This window comes from Chloroflexota bacterium (genome assembly GCA_023475225.1).
In the GTDB taxonomy this organism is placed as follows: Bacteria; Chloroflexota; UBA6077; order FW602-bin22; family JAMCVK01; genus JAMCVK01.
In genome coordinates this window covers 1-17,077 of the sequence record JAMCVK010000050.1, presented here as the reverse complement: position 1 = coordinate 17,077, position 17,077 = coordinate 1, and the positions used below count along the sequence as shown (strand labels likewise).

At 54.2% G+C, this 17,077-nt stretch carries 14 protein-coding genes; 3 read left to right on the top strand and 11 right to left on the bottom strand.

The window, feature by feature from the left end:
• The first annotated feature begins 67 nt into the window (after positions 1–67).
• Positions 68–2,728 carry a glycosyl hydrolase-related protein gene (locus M1136_12525; GenBank protein ID MCL5076449.1) on the top strand — a complete coding sequence of 887 codons (2,661 nt, stop codon included), beginning with the start codon at positions 68–70 and terminating at the stop codon, positions 2,726–2,728.
• A gap of 126 nt (positions 2,729–2,854) precedes the next feature.
• Here M1136_12525 and M1136_12520 read toward each other — a convergent pair whose 3' ends face one another.
• The 3 genes from M1136_12520 to M1136_12510 all read right to left on the bottom strand — a co-directional run bounded on the left by M1136_12520 (position 2,855) and on the right by M1136_12510 (position 5,091).
• Positions 2,855–3,094, bottom strand: coding sequence for a DUF2442 domain-containing protein (locus tag M1136_12520; protein ID MCL5076448.1), 240 nt, complete (start codon positions 3,092–3,094; stop codon positions 2,855–2,857).
• Complete coding sequence (locus M1136_12515) at positions 3,075–3,311, bottom strand: DUF4160 domain-containing protein (GenBank protein MCL5076447.1); 237 nt, start codon at positions 3,309–3,311, stop codon at positions 3,075–3,077. The genes M1136_12520 and M1136_12515 overlap by 20 nt, the downstream gene beginning before the upstream one ends.
• Before the next feature lie 313 nt (positions 3,312–3,624).
• Entirely contained in the window at positions 3,625–5,091 is a 1,467-nt protein-coding gene (locus M1136_12510; protein ID MCL5076446.1) for a LysM peptidoglycan-binding domain-containing protein, read from the bottom strand.
• Positions 5,092–5,469: 378 nt separating this feature from the next.
• On the opposite strand from M1136_12510, the gene M1136_12505 reads away from it, so the two are divergent.
• On the top strand, positions 5,470–6,339 hold the full coding sequence (locus M1136_12505) for a decaprenyl-phosphate phosphoribosyltransferase (GenBank protein ID MCL5076445.1): 870 nt from the start codon (positions 5,470–5,472) through the stop codon (positions 6,337–6,339).
• A gap of 10 nt (positions 6,340–6,349) precedes the next feature.
• Complete coding sequence (gene pyk / locus M1136_12500; GenBank protein ID MCL5076444.1) at positions 6,350–7,798, top strand: pyruvate kinase; 1,449 nt, start codon at positions 6,350–6,352, stop codon at positions 7,796–7,798.
• 4 nt (positions 7,799–7,802) lie between these two features.
• Here the strand turns inward: pyk and M1136_12495 are convergent, their stop codons facing one another.
• From M1136_12495 to infC, 8 genes are all read right to left on the bottom strand, one after another.
• Positions 7,803–8,225 carry a zinc ribbon domain-containing protein gene (locus M1136_12495; protein MCL5076443.1) on the bottom strand — a complete coding sequence of 141 codons (423 nt, stop codon included), beginning with the start codon at positions 8,223–8,225 and terminating at the stop codon, positions 7,803–7,805.
• A gap of 135 nt (positions 8,226–8,360) precedes the next feature.
• Positions 8,361–10,727 (bottom strand): endonuclease MutS2, encoded by a 2,367-nt coding sequence (locus M1136_12490; protein MCL5076442.1) that lies wholly within the window; start codon positions 10,725–10,727, stop codon positions 8,361–8,363.
• A gap of 14 nt (positions 10,728–10,741) precedes the next feature.
• A complete protein-coding gene (gene pheT / locus M1136_12485; GenBank protein ID MCL5076441.1) occupies positions 10,742–13,258 on the bottom strand; it encodes a phenylalanine--tRNA ligase subunit beta in 2,517 nt (838 codons plus the stop codon).
• A 10-nt stretch (positions 13,259–13,268) separates the two neighbouring features.
• On the bottom strand, positions 13,269–14,306 hold the full coding sequence (gene pheS, locus M1136_12480) for a phenylalanine--tRNA ligase subunit alpha (GenBank protein MCL5076440.1): 1,038 nt from the start codon (positions 14,304–14,306) through the stop codon (positions 13,269–13,271).
• A 285-nt stretch (positions 14,307–14,591) separates the two neighbouring features.
• Positions 14,592–15,383 (bottom strand): RNA methyltransferase, encoded by a 792-nt coding sequence (locus M1136_12475; protein MCL5076439.1) that lies wholly within the window; start codon positions 15,381–15,383, stop codon positions 14,592–14,594.
• A gap of 64 nt (positions 15,384–15,447) precedes the next feature.
• Positions 15,448–15,813 (bottom strand): 50S ribosomal protein L20, encoded by a 366-nt coding sequence (gene rplT / locus M1136_12470; protein MCL5076438.1) that lies wholly within the window; start codon positions 15,811–15,813, stop codon positions 15,448–15,450.
• A 33-nt stretch (positions 15,814–15,846) separates the two neighbouring features.
• Positions 15,847–16,047 carry a 50S ribosomal protein L35 gene (gene rpmI, locus M1136_12465; GenBank protein MCL5076437.1) on the bottom strand — a complete coding sequence of 67 codons (201 nt, stop codon included), beginning with the start codon at positions 16,045–16,047 and terminating at the stop codon, positions 15,847–15,849.
• A gap of 256 nt (positions 16,048–16,303) precedes the next feature.
• Complete coding sequence (gene infC / locus M1136_12460; GenBank protein MCL5076436.1) at positions 16,304–16,816, bottom strand: translation initiation factor IF-3; 513 nt, start codon at positions 16,814–16,816, stop codon at positions 16,304–16,306.
• Positions 16,817–17,077 lie beyond the last annotated feature (261 nt).

Genomic DNA, 17,077 nt, shown 5'->3' with positions numbered 1-17,077 from the left:
ACAGCTTTATCCGCCAACCACGAGACTTACGGCAGTCGGCCGGCTGTTTGCCTGGCTAAAAGAAACGATGGAAGGAAGAGCACCGAAATTCCAGGTCATCCTGGTTCCCCACGTCCATTGGGACCGAGAGTGGTACCTACCCTTTCAACAGTTTCGCCTCAAGCTCGTGCGTCTCATGGACGGCCTTCTGTCCCTTTTGGATTCTGATCCTCGTTTCCAAGCCTTCGTCCTCGATGGACAGAGCATCATTTTAGAAGATTATCTGGAAATACGGCCGGAGAAAGAAGGGGAGATCCGCCAGCTCGTCCAGACTGGCCGTTTACAGATCGGACCCTGGTACGCTATGCCCGATGAGTTCCTGGTCAGCGGCGAGTCTCTGATCCGTAACCTGTTATTGGGACACAGGATAGCCGGGCAGTTTGGTGAAACGATGAAGGTCGGTTATCTCCCCGATCCCTTTGGACACATCGCCCAGCTGCCCCAAATACTCCAGGGGTTCGGCATAGATAACGTCATCTTCACCCGGGGGCTGGGAGACGAAGGCGAATGGTTGGGTACAGAGTTCCATTGGGCCGCTCCGGATGGGACGACTGTGCTGGCCATCCATCAGTTGGGTGGCTATTGTAACGCCGCCAATTTAGGCTATCCCTCGGTCCTCAGCGATCCCACCGAGACCTCACCTGATCAGAAGATGGCCCTCGACCAAGCACGTTGCCTGATCGATCACCTGGCCAGATACGCGCGTACGCCTTTTCTTCTCTTCAACAATGGCTGCGACCACCTCGCACCCCAACCCCACTTGCCAGAGCTCGTCGATTATCTCAACCAGCATCTGGAAAACACCCAGGTCACGCTGGGAACTTACACAGATTTCTTAGATAGGGTGAGGCCACAAGCGGTCGGGTGGCAACAGAAACGGGGAGAGCTGAGGGCAGCGCGCTATGCGCCTCTCCTAGGCGGGGTCCTTAGCACTCGCATGAACCTGAAACAGGAGAACGAGCGCACACAGACCTTGCTGGAGAGGTGGGCGGAGCCCTTCTCTGCCCTGGCCTGGCTTGAAGGGGCACCATATCCGGAAGCTCTCCTCCGGCACGCCTGGAAACTGGTCCTACAGAACCATCCCCACGACAGTATCTGTGGTTGTGTCGTTGATCAGGTGTACGCCGAGATGATGAACCGCTTTGCTCAGGCCCAACAGATGGCTACCACCTTGCGCCAGGAGAGCCTAAACTACTTGGCCTCCCGCATAGATACGAATGAGTTACCACAGGGCGAAATCGGACTGATAGTGTTCAATCCGCTCGCATGGAGGCGTAGCGACGTGGTCCTTGCCCAGGTTGAGCTGCCCACAGGAGGCCCTGCCCCAGGCTCCTGGATAGTCCTCGACCACTCCGGAAAACGCCTGCCCTGCCAAGTGCTGAACCGAAAATCATACCGGCCATCCCAGGATTCCCCTCCCATCGAGCGCCTGGATCTGTCTTTTGTGGTTGAGAACGTGCCCGCCCTTGGCTATAAGACCTACGTGCTCCGGCGTGACCCTGGCGGCCAAGGGAAGTTCAAGCCGGATGAATTGGAGAGCCTACCGCCTTATATCGAGAACGAATTTTACGTCGTGAGCGCCAACAGCGATGGCACCTTGCAGGTAGAGGACAAGCGCAGCGGATATGCTCTTAGCGGGCTGCACCTCTTCGAGGACGCCGAAGATGCTGGCGATGAATACAATTACTCTCCGGCTCCTAAGCACCAGGTCATCACCAATCGCCACCAGGTAGCCGAAGTGCACTTGCTGACCGGCGGTCCAGGGCGAAGGGCTCTGAGCATCAGCTTGAACCTGAGACTGCCAGAGGGGATATCTGCCGATCGATCCCGGCGCAGCGACCACCTAGTGGATTGTCCCATCATCAGCGAGGTTAGCCTCTATCCCAAGGTGGATCGCATCGACTTTCACACCAGGGTGCACAATCGGGCCAGGAACCACCGCCTGAGGGTACTTTTCTCATCGGGTATTATGGCTGATGCAGTTCAAGCGGCCGGACATTTTGCCGTGGTGGCGAGGAAGATGCGACCGCCGGCCGGTCGAGGCTGGGCGGAGCCTCCCAGCCGAACTAATCACCATGCCTCCTTCGTTGACGTCAGCGATGGTCAGGTGGGCTTGGCCGTCCTCAGCACGGGACTTCCTGAGTACGAGGCTATCCAGACCGACGAAGGGATAACGATCGCCCTAACCCTGCTCCGCAGCGTTGGCTGGCTCTCACGTGACGATCTCCTGACCCGCCCGGGACACGCCGGTCCGGGCTGCCCTACGCCCGGCGCCCAGTGCCTGGGCGAACATGAATTCGAGTACGCCATCCGCTTACATTGCGGGGATTGGGAGGGTGCCCGCGTTTACCAATCAGCCGAGGAACATAAGGTACCGTTACTGGCTGTGGCCACGCCATATCACAATGGTACTCTACCCACCGAGTTGAGCTTCCTGAGGCTGGAGGGCGATGGGCTCATCCTTAGCTGCTTGAAGAAGACTGAAGATGGAGACGGTTTGATCATACGCCTTTTTAACATCAGTGATAGAGACAAGGAAGGACGCCTCAGTCTTTACAAACCGTTTAAGGAGGTCTATCTTGTTCGTCTTGATGAAAGCGAACCGAGGAGGATCGAAACGGCGGGGCCAGCCGAGATCGTCTTCACCGTACCACCACGACGCATCGTGACCCTTCGCTGCAACATTTAGATGCAGCTGCCGCTCAGGTGAAGCGCACCGCACAAATAATAGTAGATGTAAAAGAAGTCCACCGCACGCGGATTCAGACGAAGCGAAACGAAGTCTTTTACTTTAGTTTATACGCAGTGTTCACTATCATTTTAATAATGCGTTTACCGAAATATCTTCGTCTAATTCGTCCCAGTGTATCCCAACACCTCTACCAATCAGCCGCCATCTTTTTCTGTGTTCATTAGTTGCATCACGCAATTTGGGAAACCACTCAAGAGGGACACCAATTTCTCTCCCATCCAAAAGACGAATATACATCATATCAGCGTCAAACCATACATCGGATGCCATCGCATCCGAGGTTTTAGCTACCAAAGTGCTCACACCATTTCTCCTTAAAAAAGTTTACATTTTCTAAAACTAACTTCCTTATTTCGTTCAATTCCTTTGCACCATACCCTATTGATTTTGCAAGCTGTACAGGCTCAAGCCAGAACTTAGCATATTTATCATCTGATTCAACGTGAATATGTACAGCTTCACTACCCTCATTGTTGAAAAAGAAAAATCGAAATCGACCAACCTTTAACGCTGTTGGCATAGATAATTATACCTCTTTTTAGCGAACGTTGCGTATAACGTTCCCCTCGTTGGCGAAGTCCGCCGCATCCTCTGCTGGCAAGTGCCCTTCAGCGGTTATGGTCGCTCACTGGACCACTGCCCCTACGAAGCGGCGGTGTTGGGCGAGTACAGCGCGCCACCGACGGTGTGTCGACTTTACCATACATCGGTAGGCGCAGTTCGCCGTTACGCTTTTTACTACATTCGGACTTTCGTGGTTCTGCTACTTGCCGGTGGTGTAGTAGGCAAATTGTGCCTAACCCTGTAGGTGATTTCGCAATTGTTATCAAGGTCTACCAGGGGCGACTGGCCCCGTAGTAACGAGCGGCCCAGTAGGCTTCACCGAGACTATTTACACGAACACCGGTCCGCTCATTATTGGCGTTAATGAAGCGTCCCCCACCGATGTAGATACCCACGTGGGAAAGTCCCCAGGTATACGTGTTCTCGAAGAAGACGAGATCACCTGGCAGGAGGTTCGCCTGCTTAATGCGCGGGCCGGCTTGTAGCTGTCCCCAGAGGTCGTGCATAGGGATATTGACGCCAGCCTGTTTGTAAACGTACCAGGCGAACCCGCTGCAATCGAAGCCGACATTCGGGGAATGTCCACCCCAGACATAGCTATAGCCAAGGAACTTGGAGGCGATGGCCACGATGTTCCACTCCCCATTGGACGGTGCTGGGGCTGGGGCAGGAGCCGGCGGTGGAGGAGGCTTTGGCGCGGCAGCAGGGGCTGGCCTAGCAGCCACGGCTGGGGCAGGTGGCGGTGGAGCAGGCATTCGCCCACCAGGAATGACCAGCTGCTGTCCCGGAAGCAAGAGATAGGGTTCCTGAAGGACATTCGCCTCGACCACGCGACCCATATCCGCCCCATACCTATCCACGATGCCCCTCAGAGTCTCACCACTTTGCACCTTATGTAAAACACCAGAAACGGGGGGAATGGTCAGCTTCTGCCCAATCTGCAAGACATCCGCTTGACTGATACCATTGGCCCAAACTATACTTTCGGCGCCCACCCCAAACTTAGCCGCGATGGCGCTCAGCGTGTCCCCAGGTACGACCTCGTAGGCAAAGGGCTGCAACGGTTGTTTGACCGCTTCGGCAGCCGGCGCAGTGCTGTCCGCTGGACGTTGATCAGAGCGAGCCGATGGCTGTGGTCGGGGTTCCTCCCGAGGACGCCCCCCAGGAATCACCAGCTTGTCATTCGGCAGCAGCTGCCCCGGATTCGTCAACTGGTTATACTCGATGATGCTTTGGACGCTCGCCTCGTATTTCCAGGAGATCTCCTCTATGGTTTCCGCCGGCTGCACGGTGTGCAGGACGCCTGAAACAGGCAAAATGACGAGCTCCTGTCCAACGGAGAGCTCATCACCATCCCCTAACCCATTGGCCCATCTAATTGTGTTGACAGTGATGGAATACTGTTCCGCCAGACCGCTGAGCGTCTCGCCGGACTGTACCTTGTGGGTAATGATCTTCTCTCGCGGACGATTAACCAGGCTGGTAACCAGCGAGGGCGGCCTGACTAAGGCCTCTTCCGCCTTAGAGGAAGGATCGATGAAGGCCGAAGGAAGGCTGGCCATCTGGGCGAGGGACAGCGAGCCAAAGGGGCTGGTCGAACGTTGGAGTCCTCCCACCATGGTGATGAGCACAGCGACAATGACCACCAATATATGTGAGAAGTAACGTGGTGGAACGAGAGCAACGACGGAGTCAACAGCCAGCGTGTACCCTACCGCAGACGGGGCATTCGCCACTATGTCTGCTGCTATAGATAGCCTGGCGATTACGGCACCTCCCCTGCCACATTGGCTGAGAATACCCGGGGAAAGCGTCTAGGTCACCCTTTAAGAAGTTGGCAGGATTATAGCCCAGCCTTGCGGCGGCGTCAACCCCCCACGCCCCAAATTTGTGACTAAGTAGTGTATATATACAAAGATCATCATTTTGATGCCAAGCAAGGCACCATAGTACCCGCGTCTCTGCCCAGAGGCACTGCACTATCGCCACAGACAGCCGCAGCTGCGGAGTAATGGTGAGATGTCTATATCCTTTGAAAATCCAGCCAACAGGTAATTGACCTATCCCAGTCTTTGGACTATATTTGACGAGCCATAATGTTAGGGGTGTCTTCTATGCTTAAGGAATTGCTGCTAACTATGCGGATTAAGCAATGGACCAAAAACCTCATCATCTTCTTTGGCCTTATCTTCTCTCTCAACCTTTCCAAGCCCAGCCTGCTTCTCACCACCGTGGCCGCTTTTATCATTTTCTGTGGACTATCGAGCGCCGTGTATATCACCAACGACCTGGCCGACCTTGAACAGGATCGGGCCCACCCCCTTAAGCGCCACCGCCCTTTGGCTTCCGGTCGGCTCAGCCCCCGCACCGCGGCCACCACCGCCTTGATCCTCATCCTCCTGACATTGTCTTCCGCCTTTGTTCTGGACCTATGGTTTGGACTGATCGCGGCGATCTATTTAGGACTGATGCTCGGTTATAGCTTCGTGCTCAAACATCTGGTCCTGGTTGATGTCTTAGCCATCGCGGTCGGTTTTGTTCTACGGGCGGCCGCTGGAGCCGTCGTCATCCATGTGCCTATCTCTCCCTGGCTTTATGTCTGCACCGTGTTAGGGGCTCTCTTTCTCGGCTTCAGCAAACGACGACACGAGCTGATCCTTTTGAATAACGCCGCTGTGAACCATCGCCCGATCCTGCAGGAGTACAGCCCCCAGCTGCTGGATCAGATAATCACCATCGTCACGGCCTCAACACTGATGGCCTACTCTTTATACACCTTCTCTGCCGAGAACCTTCCCAAGGATAACTCAATGATGCTCACCATTCCTTTCGTACTGTACGGCGCTTTTCGCTACCTTTACCTTGTCCATATCAAGAATGCTGGCGGTAGTCCGGAGGAAATGTTACTGAAGGATAAACCATTGCTGATAGACGTAGCCTTATGGTTGATCTCAGTGATAGTCATACTATATATCGTCCGCTGAGAGGTCTACAATGCTTTCTTTCAAACAGCGTACCAAGATCGTATGCACCATCGGACCCTCCTCGCAATCCGAGGATGTCCTCCGGCAGCTCATTCGTTCTGGCATGGATGTGGCCAGGCTTAACTTCTCTCACGGTGACCTGGCGACACACGCCCGTAATATCACCCTGATTCGTCGTCTGGCCGGCGAAGAAGGACGCATCGTGGCCATACTTCAGGACCTGCAAGGACCACGCCTCCGTACTGGCGACCTTCAACAACCCTTGGTAGTCTTAGACAACGGTGCCGAGTTCACTTTGACTACCCGTCCGGTGCCGGGCGACGCCACAGCTGTACAGGTCGCAGCCCCGCATCTCCCCAAGCACGTCAAGACTGGCGATACTATCCTCATCGACGATGGACAGTTGGAGCTTAAGGTGATCGAGACAACGAATACTGACATACGCTGTTCGGTGGTAAATGGCGGGCCGCTAGGGCCCCACAAGGGAATAAACCTGCCTGACGTGAGCCTGAGTATCCCCGCCCTCACTGATAAGGACTGCCAGGATGTGCGCTTTGGCGTTGAACAGGGCGTAGACTACATCGCCCTTAGCTTTGTCCGCTCCGCTTCTGATATAGCCCAGCTCCGCGACCATCTTTCCACTTTAGGAGCCGATATCCCCATCGTGGCCAAGATAGAGAAGCATGAAGCGATCAGGAACTTCAAGGAGATTCTTGCTGCGGCTGATGCAGTTATGGTGGCCCGTGGCGATCTGGGGGTGGAGACCGCCCCTGAAGAGGTACCCCTTCTCCAAAAGATGATCATTCGAGAATGTAATCAAGCCGGCAAGCCGGTCATCACCGCGACCCAAATGCTCAGTTCGATGACTGAACAACCCCGACCCACCCGCGCCGAAGCAAGCGATGTGGCCAATGCCATCCTTGATGGCACAGACGCTGTTATGTTGAGCGCGGAGACAGCGCTGGGCAAATTCCCCATTCTCGCTGTCCAAATGATGGCCACAATAGCGACCAAAACCGAGGAGGTCTTTCCCTTTGCGGAGAGGCTGAAAATGGTCGGTGACACCGTAGCAGAAACAGTGACGGACGCTATCAGCCAGGCTACGGTGGAGATCGCCGCTGAGCTCGGTGCGAAGGCCATCATTACGATGACGGAGTCTGGCTATACTGCTCGCATGGTGGCGCGTAATCGTCCCAAGACCCCGATCATCGCTGTTACACCTAATCTACACACCCAACGGCGCTTAGCCCTCGTCTGGGGGGTCGAACCGCTGACTGTGACTCAGTTTGAGGCCACGGACCTGCTGATTCGCAACGCCGTTGTTGCAGCCGTCTCCGAGGGGCTTGTGGCAGAAGGCGACCTCACCGTTATCACTGCCGGCGTGCCTCTAGGAGGCATGGGGCGCACCAATCTACTTAAGGTCCACGTGATAGGGGAAGAATCGGCCTACAGCCATTGAGCCTTCACCGTCCAGCACAATAGGGGCAGACCTTCCAGCTGAGATCAAGCAGTCGCCCGCAGTTCGTACAAAGACGCTTCAGCTCCGTTTGACAAGCAGGGCAGATCAGGAAATCGGGCTCAACGTGACGCTTACACTGGGGACAGGATTGCCGCTCTTCGATATTCTGTAGCAGCGCTTCTTCCTCGACTGATCGAGCGTAGGCCTCCACCAACGTCTCTGATGGTCGCAGGATGATATATAGCAATAGCCCGGGAAGATTGAAGAGAAGAACAAGGAGGGTCGCCAGGACCTGAACCAGAACGTCATTGGTTCGCTTTTGTATATCGCGAAAGGTCCAGACAACTAGGCAAAACCAGAGGGCGGTTATATAGGCGCCAATCATAGCCGCAACTATCTGAAGGATCGTTTCCAGCCCCTGAGGCATAGGTACCTCTCCTTAAAAATTCCAGCCCAATATAGCATAGCGCCAACCAGCTGACAAGGGCTACCGTAACGCCTCCAGAAACACTCCCTGCTCTCCAAATGCCCCGGCTTAATAGGGCTGCGTGGCGATCCATCTTCAATAATCGGCTAGGGTGACGATAGTTACTCCATCACCACCTTCACGAGGACTGGCGGAAGTGAAATCTTTCACTAAAGGATGCCCCGTCAATTGCCCGCGCACCGCCTGGCGCAAGGCCCCCGTACCTTTACCATGAATGATACGTATGAGAGGCAAGCCAGCCACGAAGGCATCGTTAAGATATTTTTCAAGCTCAGCCTTCGCCTGGTCTATATGCCAGCGACGCAGATCGAGCTTGGGTGACGGCGCTTCTCGCTTCGTCTCAATGATGAGCCTCTTAGTCAACGGGTGGCTATCCACCATCTCGCTCATCGCTGCTGCCCTCTCCAAATCGGAGGGCAAGACGCGGAGATGGAAACTCCCCAATCTCACTGTAACCTTACCCTCATCGTCAATCTCTGAGACCAGTTCGCCAATCCTACCTAGATTTCGCACGCGTACTCTATCACCCTTTTGCCATGCCTTCGCACCCTCTGTTTGCTCCATTACTTTAGGCTGTGGGCGGGACTCTAACCCCTTCTGTAGACGCTTCGCCTCTTCTAAAGCAAGGGAGGCCTCCTGCCTGGAGGGATGTTCCGCGGAGGATAATATCAGACGAAGATGGGCCCTGACCTCCTGAATTTCAGCCATCGCCTCTGATCGGGCCTGATCGATGATTCTCGTCCGCTCCTCTTCAAGACATGCCAATTGGGCCAGGAGGTCCTGACGGAGCCTCTCTGCCTCTCTCAGGGCTGTCCGTGCGGCCTCGGTCTCTGCTTTCGCCATGTGGTGCTCGCCTTGGATCTCTGCCAGCAGACTCTCCACCTGAGCCTCGCTTGGATTAACAAAGCTCCTGGCTGCTTCGATCACCCCCTGGGCCAGACCAAGCCGCATCGCTATAGCCAAAGCATTGCTACGACCAGGAAGCCCAATAGTCAGATGGTAGGTGGGAGCAAGTGTTTCTAGGTCAAATTCTACACAGGCGTTCTCGACTCCAGGTGTGACATGAGCGAAGGACTTCAGCTCCGAATAGTGCGTAGTAGCAATCGTGAACGAGCCACATTTGAGCAAATAGGAAAGTATCGCCCTGGCCAAAGCCGACCCCTCGGCTGGATCAGTGCCTGCTCCTATCTCATCTAGCAGCACCAGGGAATTGCTGTCGCATTGTTGTAAGATAGCGATGATATGTGTCATATGTGAGGAGAAGGTGGAAAGACTTTGCTCAATGCTCTGCTCATCACCGATGTCAGCAAAAATGTGGTTAAATATGCGCAGCTGCGACCCCTCATCCACCGGGATATGCATCCCGGCCTGGGCCATAATAGCGAGCAAACCGACCGTCTTCAAAGCGACGGTCTTCCCTCCTGTATTAGGGCCGGTAATGACGAGCACGTTGAAATCCCCGCCCAGGCGCACAGTGATAGGAATCACTGTCCCGGTCAAAAGAGGATGCCGCGCATTGCTAAGCTGGCAGGCTATCCGACTATCCTTGGCTTCCCCAGGGATAAATTTCGGCTCAACACCCCCGATCTCAACACTATATTCGGCCTTAGCCAGAGCTAAGTCGATCTCGGCCAAGGCCTCCACATTACCCTCTAAAGCGGGGGAGTGAGCCGCCACATGTTCGGATAGGCGCCGTAGGACACGCTCAATCTCTCTTTGCTCCTCTAGGTACAACTCTCGACAGCGATTATTGAGATCCACGACTGAGAGTGGCTCAACGAAAAGGGTTAAACCGCTGGACGATTGATCATGGACGATGCCTTTTAATCGCCCTTTGAAATCAGTCTTGATCGGGATAACATAACGACCATCCCGCGAGGTGATGATTGGCTCCTGGATGACCTGCTGATAGCTCGGAGAGTGGAGAAGCTGGTTCAGCCTTTGTATAACCTGCTCGTGGGCAATTCTCAGCTCAGCCCGAATCTGCCGTAACAATGGCGTCGCCTCGTCAAGGACCTCGCCCTTCTCACCGATCGATCTACTTATCTCACCTTCTAAAGCGGGGCAATCCGTCAGTAGCGCGGCCAAGGCTGCCAAGGTGGGGCATCTAAGAGACAACCTGCTGATCGTCATCCGCACTCGTCGGCTACTCCGTAAAGTAGCCAATATATCCAGAAGTTCAGCCGGGGTAAGGACGCCGCTTAGCGAGGCACGGCGTATGTGCTCTCTCACATCGCGCGCTTCGCCGATTGGCAAATCGGTCTGTAGATTTAAGATGTAGCGAGCCTCTCCGGTCAACCTTTGCCAACGCTCGATCAGCACGAGGTCGGTGGATGGGTGCAAATGAAGGGCCAGCTCACGGCTCGCTGAGAAGGAGGTGTGCCGCGCCAATAAGCCTTTAATTTTAGGAAACTCTAATATTTCCAGTGTTCGCTCATCCATGGTGCACTGGATCCCTACGATGGGGCTCGCAGCTCTGCCCCAAGATTCTTAATCAGCGCTCTCTCGATCCGTTCATGTACCGTCTTTACCTCCTCATCAGTAAGCGTCCGATCGCTCGCTTGATATGTGATTCGGTAAGCCAGGCTCTTCCTACCTGGAGGGATCGGCTCGCCCTCATAAACGTCGAATAGTCCGACGTCCTGCACCAGTTCGCCGCCAACCTCGCTGATAAGCGCGGCAACACGTCCCGCCGGAATATCTCGATCCAGGACGATGGCTACATCTTGCACTACCGGTGGGAACTTGGGCAGTGGTCGATACATCCGCATGGGAGAAGCAATGGCAAACACACGATCCAAATCGATCCCACAGAGGAAAGTACGTTGTGAGAGATCAAATCTTCGCTGTACCTCCTGACTCACCTCTCCCAGAACACCTATCACCTGGTGTTCTTCTATGCTCCTCGTTGAGGCGACATCTCCCCATGACGATATGATCGCAGCTGTCCGCCCAGGGTGAAACGTGGGCTGGATGACTGGAACAAATCCGTAATCAGTCAGGCCCACTCGGCTCAAAAGTGTCTCAACGGCTCCCTTCAGATCATAGAAGTCTATCTCCTCGCGTGTGCCCCAATCCCGTCCGGAGCGGTAAGCACCCATGACCATAGTAAGTACACGTCTTTCCTCGGGCAAATCAGCAGGGCGGGGCAGATAGATACGGCCAACCTCAAAAAGGAATATATCTCTGTCGATATTGCGCAAGTTATCGCTCAAAGTCTCCAGGAGACTGACTATCGCTGTCGTACGGAGGCATTCCATCTCTATACTCAAAGGATTAACTAAGGACAGCGGCTCCATATGCAGCGGCATTACCCTGCTCTCGATCTGAGAGCGTAAATCGGTCATCCATTCCGGGACCGCCATCTTCGCTGGCTCGGTGGGGACAAGTTTCTCCAAGCGCCTCCGACTGGTTAGGGAATAGGTGATCACTTCCGTAAAGCCACAGCCAACCAGTACATCACGTACAACGTTTTCCCAATATAGCGCTCTGTTCTGGGATGGGTCTGGCAAACGACCGGCAGGCATCACGCTTGGGATAGCCTCGTAGCCGACTATGCGCGCCACGTCCTCGATCAGATCGGCCGGCAGAGAGATGTCGGTACGATGACTCGGCACTGTAACAAGTAGCCCCTGTCCTTGTACGCTGGTCTCACACTGAAGGGAATGCAGAATTGCTGCGGTACGTTCCAAACCGAAGCTGAGTCCAAGGATGCGCCTTATCTCATCCTCTGTGAGTAGAATCTGTTTGGGTGCAGATTTAGCGGGATAGCTGTCTATAACACCCTTAGCTACCTGACCCCCGGCCAACTGTTGCATTAGTTGGATGGCACGGCGCAAGGCCGGCAAAGGCTGCTCTCGGGATAGTCCTTTTTCGAAACGTCTGGAAGCCTCGCTCGACAGGCGCAGGGATCGTGCAGTTCGTCTGATACTCAGCGGATCGAAGTTGGCTGATTCTAATAAGATGGTTGAGGTCTTCTCGGTAACCTCAGTATCGGCTCCACCCATTACGCCGGCCAGGGCTATTGCCCGCTCAGCGTCAGCAATGACCAACATCTCCGCAGTCAACAGGTGCTCTACACCATCCAAAGTCACCAACTGCTCTGCTGTCTTGGCCCTTCTGACAATGATCTTGTTCCCAGCGATCTTCTCATAGTCGAAAGCATGGAGAGGTTGTCCCCATTCCAACATAACGTAATTGGTGATGTCGACGATGTTGTTTATCGGTCTTAGCCCTGCTGCCCGCAAACGATCCTGCATCCACCGAGGAGAAGGGGCGATATGAACTTCAGCGATCAGACCGGCCACATAACGTGGGCACAGGTCCGGATCGGCGATCTCAACATTGACGAACCCCTCTATGGGCCCTAACGTCTCCCTTATCTCCACTCTAGGCTCCTGTAGACTTTGCCCCGTCAGGGCAGCTACCTCTCGGGCAATCCCGATCACCGACAAACAGTCGGGACGATTGGGGGTGATCTCCAAATCGAGGATGATATCGCCCAGCTCTTCGCTGAGTTCAGCCCCAACTTTGGCTTGAGGATCAAGAATGAGGATCCCCTCGTGATCTTCGGATAGTCCCAGCTCCTTCCCCGAACAGACCATACCTTCGGAGAAGATGCCACGAATGCTGGTTGGCTCTAAGATGAGCTGGCGATACTCCGCCGAATGCCCATCGATTAATTTCGCGCCGGGCAAGGCCAGGGGCACTTTATCACCAACCTTAATATTAAACGCTCCCGTTACCACGGTGAGACTTCGCCCACCATAATCCACCGTGGCCAGCTGCAAGCGATCGGCATTAGGATGCGGTACCAACTCAACGATGCGGCCAACGTAAATCTTATCCCAGGTGGCACCCAAGCGGGTCACCGCAGCCACCTCAGTTCCAGACATTGTCAACCGTTCGGCTAGCTCCTCAGGAGTAAGTACAAGGTCTATATAGTCGCTTAACCATTTCCAGGAGATCTTCATTGCCCCCCTCCTATCTGAATTGCCGCAAGAAGCGGAGGTCGTTGCTATAGAATAGACGTATATCGTCTATGCCATACTTCAGCATGGCTATTCGCTCCGGTCCCATTCCAAAAGCAAAGCCGCTATACGTCTTAGAATCGTAACCAACCCTTTCCAATACCCCTGGATGAACCATGCCCGCTCCCAAGATCTCTAACCAGCCCGATTGTTTACAGAGGCGACAGCCGGCTCCCTGGCATAGATAACAATCAATAGACATCTCCACCCCAGGTTCGACGAAGGGGAAGTAGTCGCAGCGAAAGCGAACACGCCGCTCTTCGCCGAAGATGGCGCGGGCAAAAGTGGTGAGCGTCCCTTTCAAATCGGCCATGGTGAGGGCGGTGTCAACAGCCAATCCCTCTATTTGATAAAACATGCTTTCGTGGGAGGCGTCTACCGCCTCATAGCGATAGCATTTGCCCGGCACGATCACCCGCACCGGTGGTCTTGTCTTCTCCATAACCCGAATTTGGTTCGGTGACGTATGAGTGCGCAAGAGCATCTCCCCAGGCCGGACCTCTGCAGCGATATAGAAGGTATCCCACATGTCCCGGGCTGGATGGTCTTTAGGGATATTCAACGCCTCAAAGTTATAGTAATCCCATTCCACCTCCGGCCCCTCGACGATCTGAAAGCCCATTTGGACGAATACAGCGCAGATTTCCTGGATGATACGGGTGATCGGATGGATTTGACCGAGTTGGACCGGACGTCCCGGCAAGGTTACATCAATTCGTTCGGCAAGCACTGCCTTAGCCCGTGCCACTTCCTCGAGTTGATCTAACCTTCCCCTCAATTCTTGCTCTAATTCTGCCCTCAAGGCATTGGCCGCCTGACCAACCCTGGGGCGTTCAGCCGCCGGCAGGGATCCCAGGGAGCGCAATATTCCGGTTAGGCGGCTTCTCTTACCGAGATAAGTTATTCGCCACGCCTCAGCCTGGCTCGCTTCGCTGACACGGGCCAAATCAGCCAGGGCTCGTTCCTTGAGCGATATTAGCTCATCTAACATAGAATCACCCCACGCAAATAGCTGAAAATGAAAACGGCTGTTACTCCATCAGGGACGGAGTGACAGCCCTCTTACTCCGTGGTACCACCCTGCTTGATCCCCCACCTGGATATAGCGCTTGCTCTCCAGACGACCGGATCCGCTCATTGTGTACTGCGTGTACTGCTCGATAATGGTGAGCCTCCAGAGCAGCCTACTCAGTCTTGGCGCCAGCGGCTGGGCACCAGAGACTGTTCAACTGTCGGCTCAGAAGTGAACTTCAACGGAGGTCACGTAAGCGAACTTTCAGTCGATGATCCGCTCTCCCTGCCCGGCCTTACCGTCTACCCTCTTCGTCACAGCCTCTCTATTCTGTTTTTGCTTCGATTGCTGGCGGTAGGCTTCAAACAAGATAATGCTTGCTGCCACCGCCGCATTCAGCGACTCCACCTGTCCAGCCATCGGTATGTGTACCGATCCATGGGCATGCCGCAATGCCTCCGCACTAACACCTTCAGCCTCGCTGCCGATAACCATAGCCGTAGGCTGCGCCCAATCTACTTCATAATAAGGTCTCCCCCCTTGGGCGCTGGTCACTAAGAGCGTCCATCCGCATAATAGTGTAGCGATCTGTTCCCACTCCCAGTCGACCAACAACCCCAGGTGGAAATGGGCACCCATCGCTGCTCTGACCACCTTTGGGCTATAGACATCGACCGTATCAGCCGTAAGGATGACGGTTCGGACGTCAGCTGCCAGGGCTGACCGGAGGATTGTGCCCAAATTCCCCGCATCATGCAATCCATCGATAACCAGCACCAAGGTTCCCAGGTCTTCCTTGACCCTATGGGAGGCAGGGAAAGGTAATACAGCCACGATACCCTGCGGAGCGACTGTACCCGCAATAGCATGGAGAACTCGCTCCGACACCTCCAGGCCAGTGCCTGTTTCGGTGATCTCCAGTAAGTTGCGGCCTCGTGCTGTTCTCGCCAATAATTCCCTGTTAAAGAAAAGTGCTACTGGTGTTATTCCGGCCTGAAAGGTTTCCTCGACAAGTCGAACACCCTCAACGACGAAACACCTCTCGCGCCTCCGCACCTCTCCCCGGTAAAGCGAGCGGACCCATTTAACCCTTTCATTGCTGACGCTGGTGATCACAGATTTAAGTGGCTGGTTCCAAATTCTCCCTTGCTACCGCAGCAAGGCGAGCAAAGGCCCCTTTATCCTTAATCGCCAAATCGGCCAAAATTTTGCGATCCACCGCCACGCCGGCTACCTGAAGCCCATGCATCATCTTACTATATGTTAAACCTAACAGCCTAGCCGCCGCATTGATCCGCGAGACCCATAAGCGGCGCATATCCCCCTTGCGGGCTCGTCGATCCCGATAAGCGTAGGTCAATGACTTTAACATAGATTCGTGTGCCCGTCGAAAAAGGGAATGCTTCGTCGCTCGATGTCCCTTCGTCAGTTGAAGAACCTTTTTATGGCGCTTGCGGGCAGTTACTCCCCTCTTTACCCTTGGCAATGGTGATACCTCCTCGCTATCCCTGGGTATTCCTTAAACACCGTAGGGCAACAGGCGCTTGATACGACGCCTGTCTGGCGTACTCACAGAGAACATCTCATCAAATTCGCGCTTGGTGCGACCCGTTTTTTTCCGGCGGAGATGACTCTTATTACTCCTGGCACGTATAAGCTTAGCGGTACCGGTCAAGGCGAAACGCTTGGCCGTACCCTTATGTGTTTTCATCTTAGGCATTATATTCCCCTCAAGATATTATTCATCCTATAAACCAAAATAATCCATAACCCCTCACCTGGTGAGGGGGTACGCTACTGACGTGCACAAGGCAAGCCACCGACCAACCCTGGTCAGTGGCTCAACACAATATCCCCTGAACGAGGGGGACTCCTCTTCACTTAAATGCTAGACCACCCCATTCACACCGTCTGGGGTCGTGATAAACCGCTGCGGCCGTCGCCTAAAGATAGAAGGAGAATTCTAACGCGGCTATTTAAACTACTGCTTCGGCTGTCTGTGCATCAACACGGGGAACTTGGACCTTGGTCGTAGCAACAGGGCCAAGAATCATCGTCATTGTTCGCCCCTCCATCATCGGCATACGCTCGATGGCCGCGATTCCCTTCAAATACCCTGTCACTGTATCTAAGACCTGTCGCCCAAGTTGGGGGTGAGCCATCTCGCGTCCTTTAAACCTTACGGTGATTTTAACCTTGTCACCGCTCTGCAAAAATCGCTTGATGGTACGTGTTTTAAATTGGAGGTCGTGCTCGCCGGCTCTAGGGGTAAGCCGAACCTCCTTTAGCACAGCCATCTTCTGATTCTTCCGCGCTTCCCGCTCCTTCTTGGTCTGTTCGTACTTGAATTTGCCATAATCGAGTAAGCGACAAACGGGCGGGATAGCGCCAGGAGCTACCTCGACCAGATCTAGATTATGTGTCTGGGCTATCCGTAAGGCCTCTGCCAATGGGAGCACACCCAATTGCTCACCAGCTTCCCCGATCAAACGGACTTCTCTGGACCTAATCTTTTCATTAGTCCGCAGATCTTTAGAAATGTGTTCATCACCTCGCATTTTACAGAATTACGTTAACAAATATAACATACAATCACCCCAAAGTCAAACGCAGCGTGTGCGGGTGTGAATGGTCTATGATTCTGTCACCTGTTAACTGTTCAGTGAATATGTCACCATTAAAGTATGAATACGGAGATGGTGACGTTGAGCAAGAAGGAGAACAAGCGAGCGGTGGTTCTGGCTAAGATT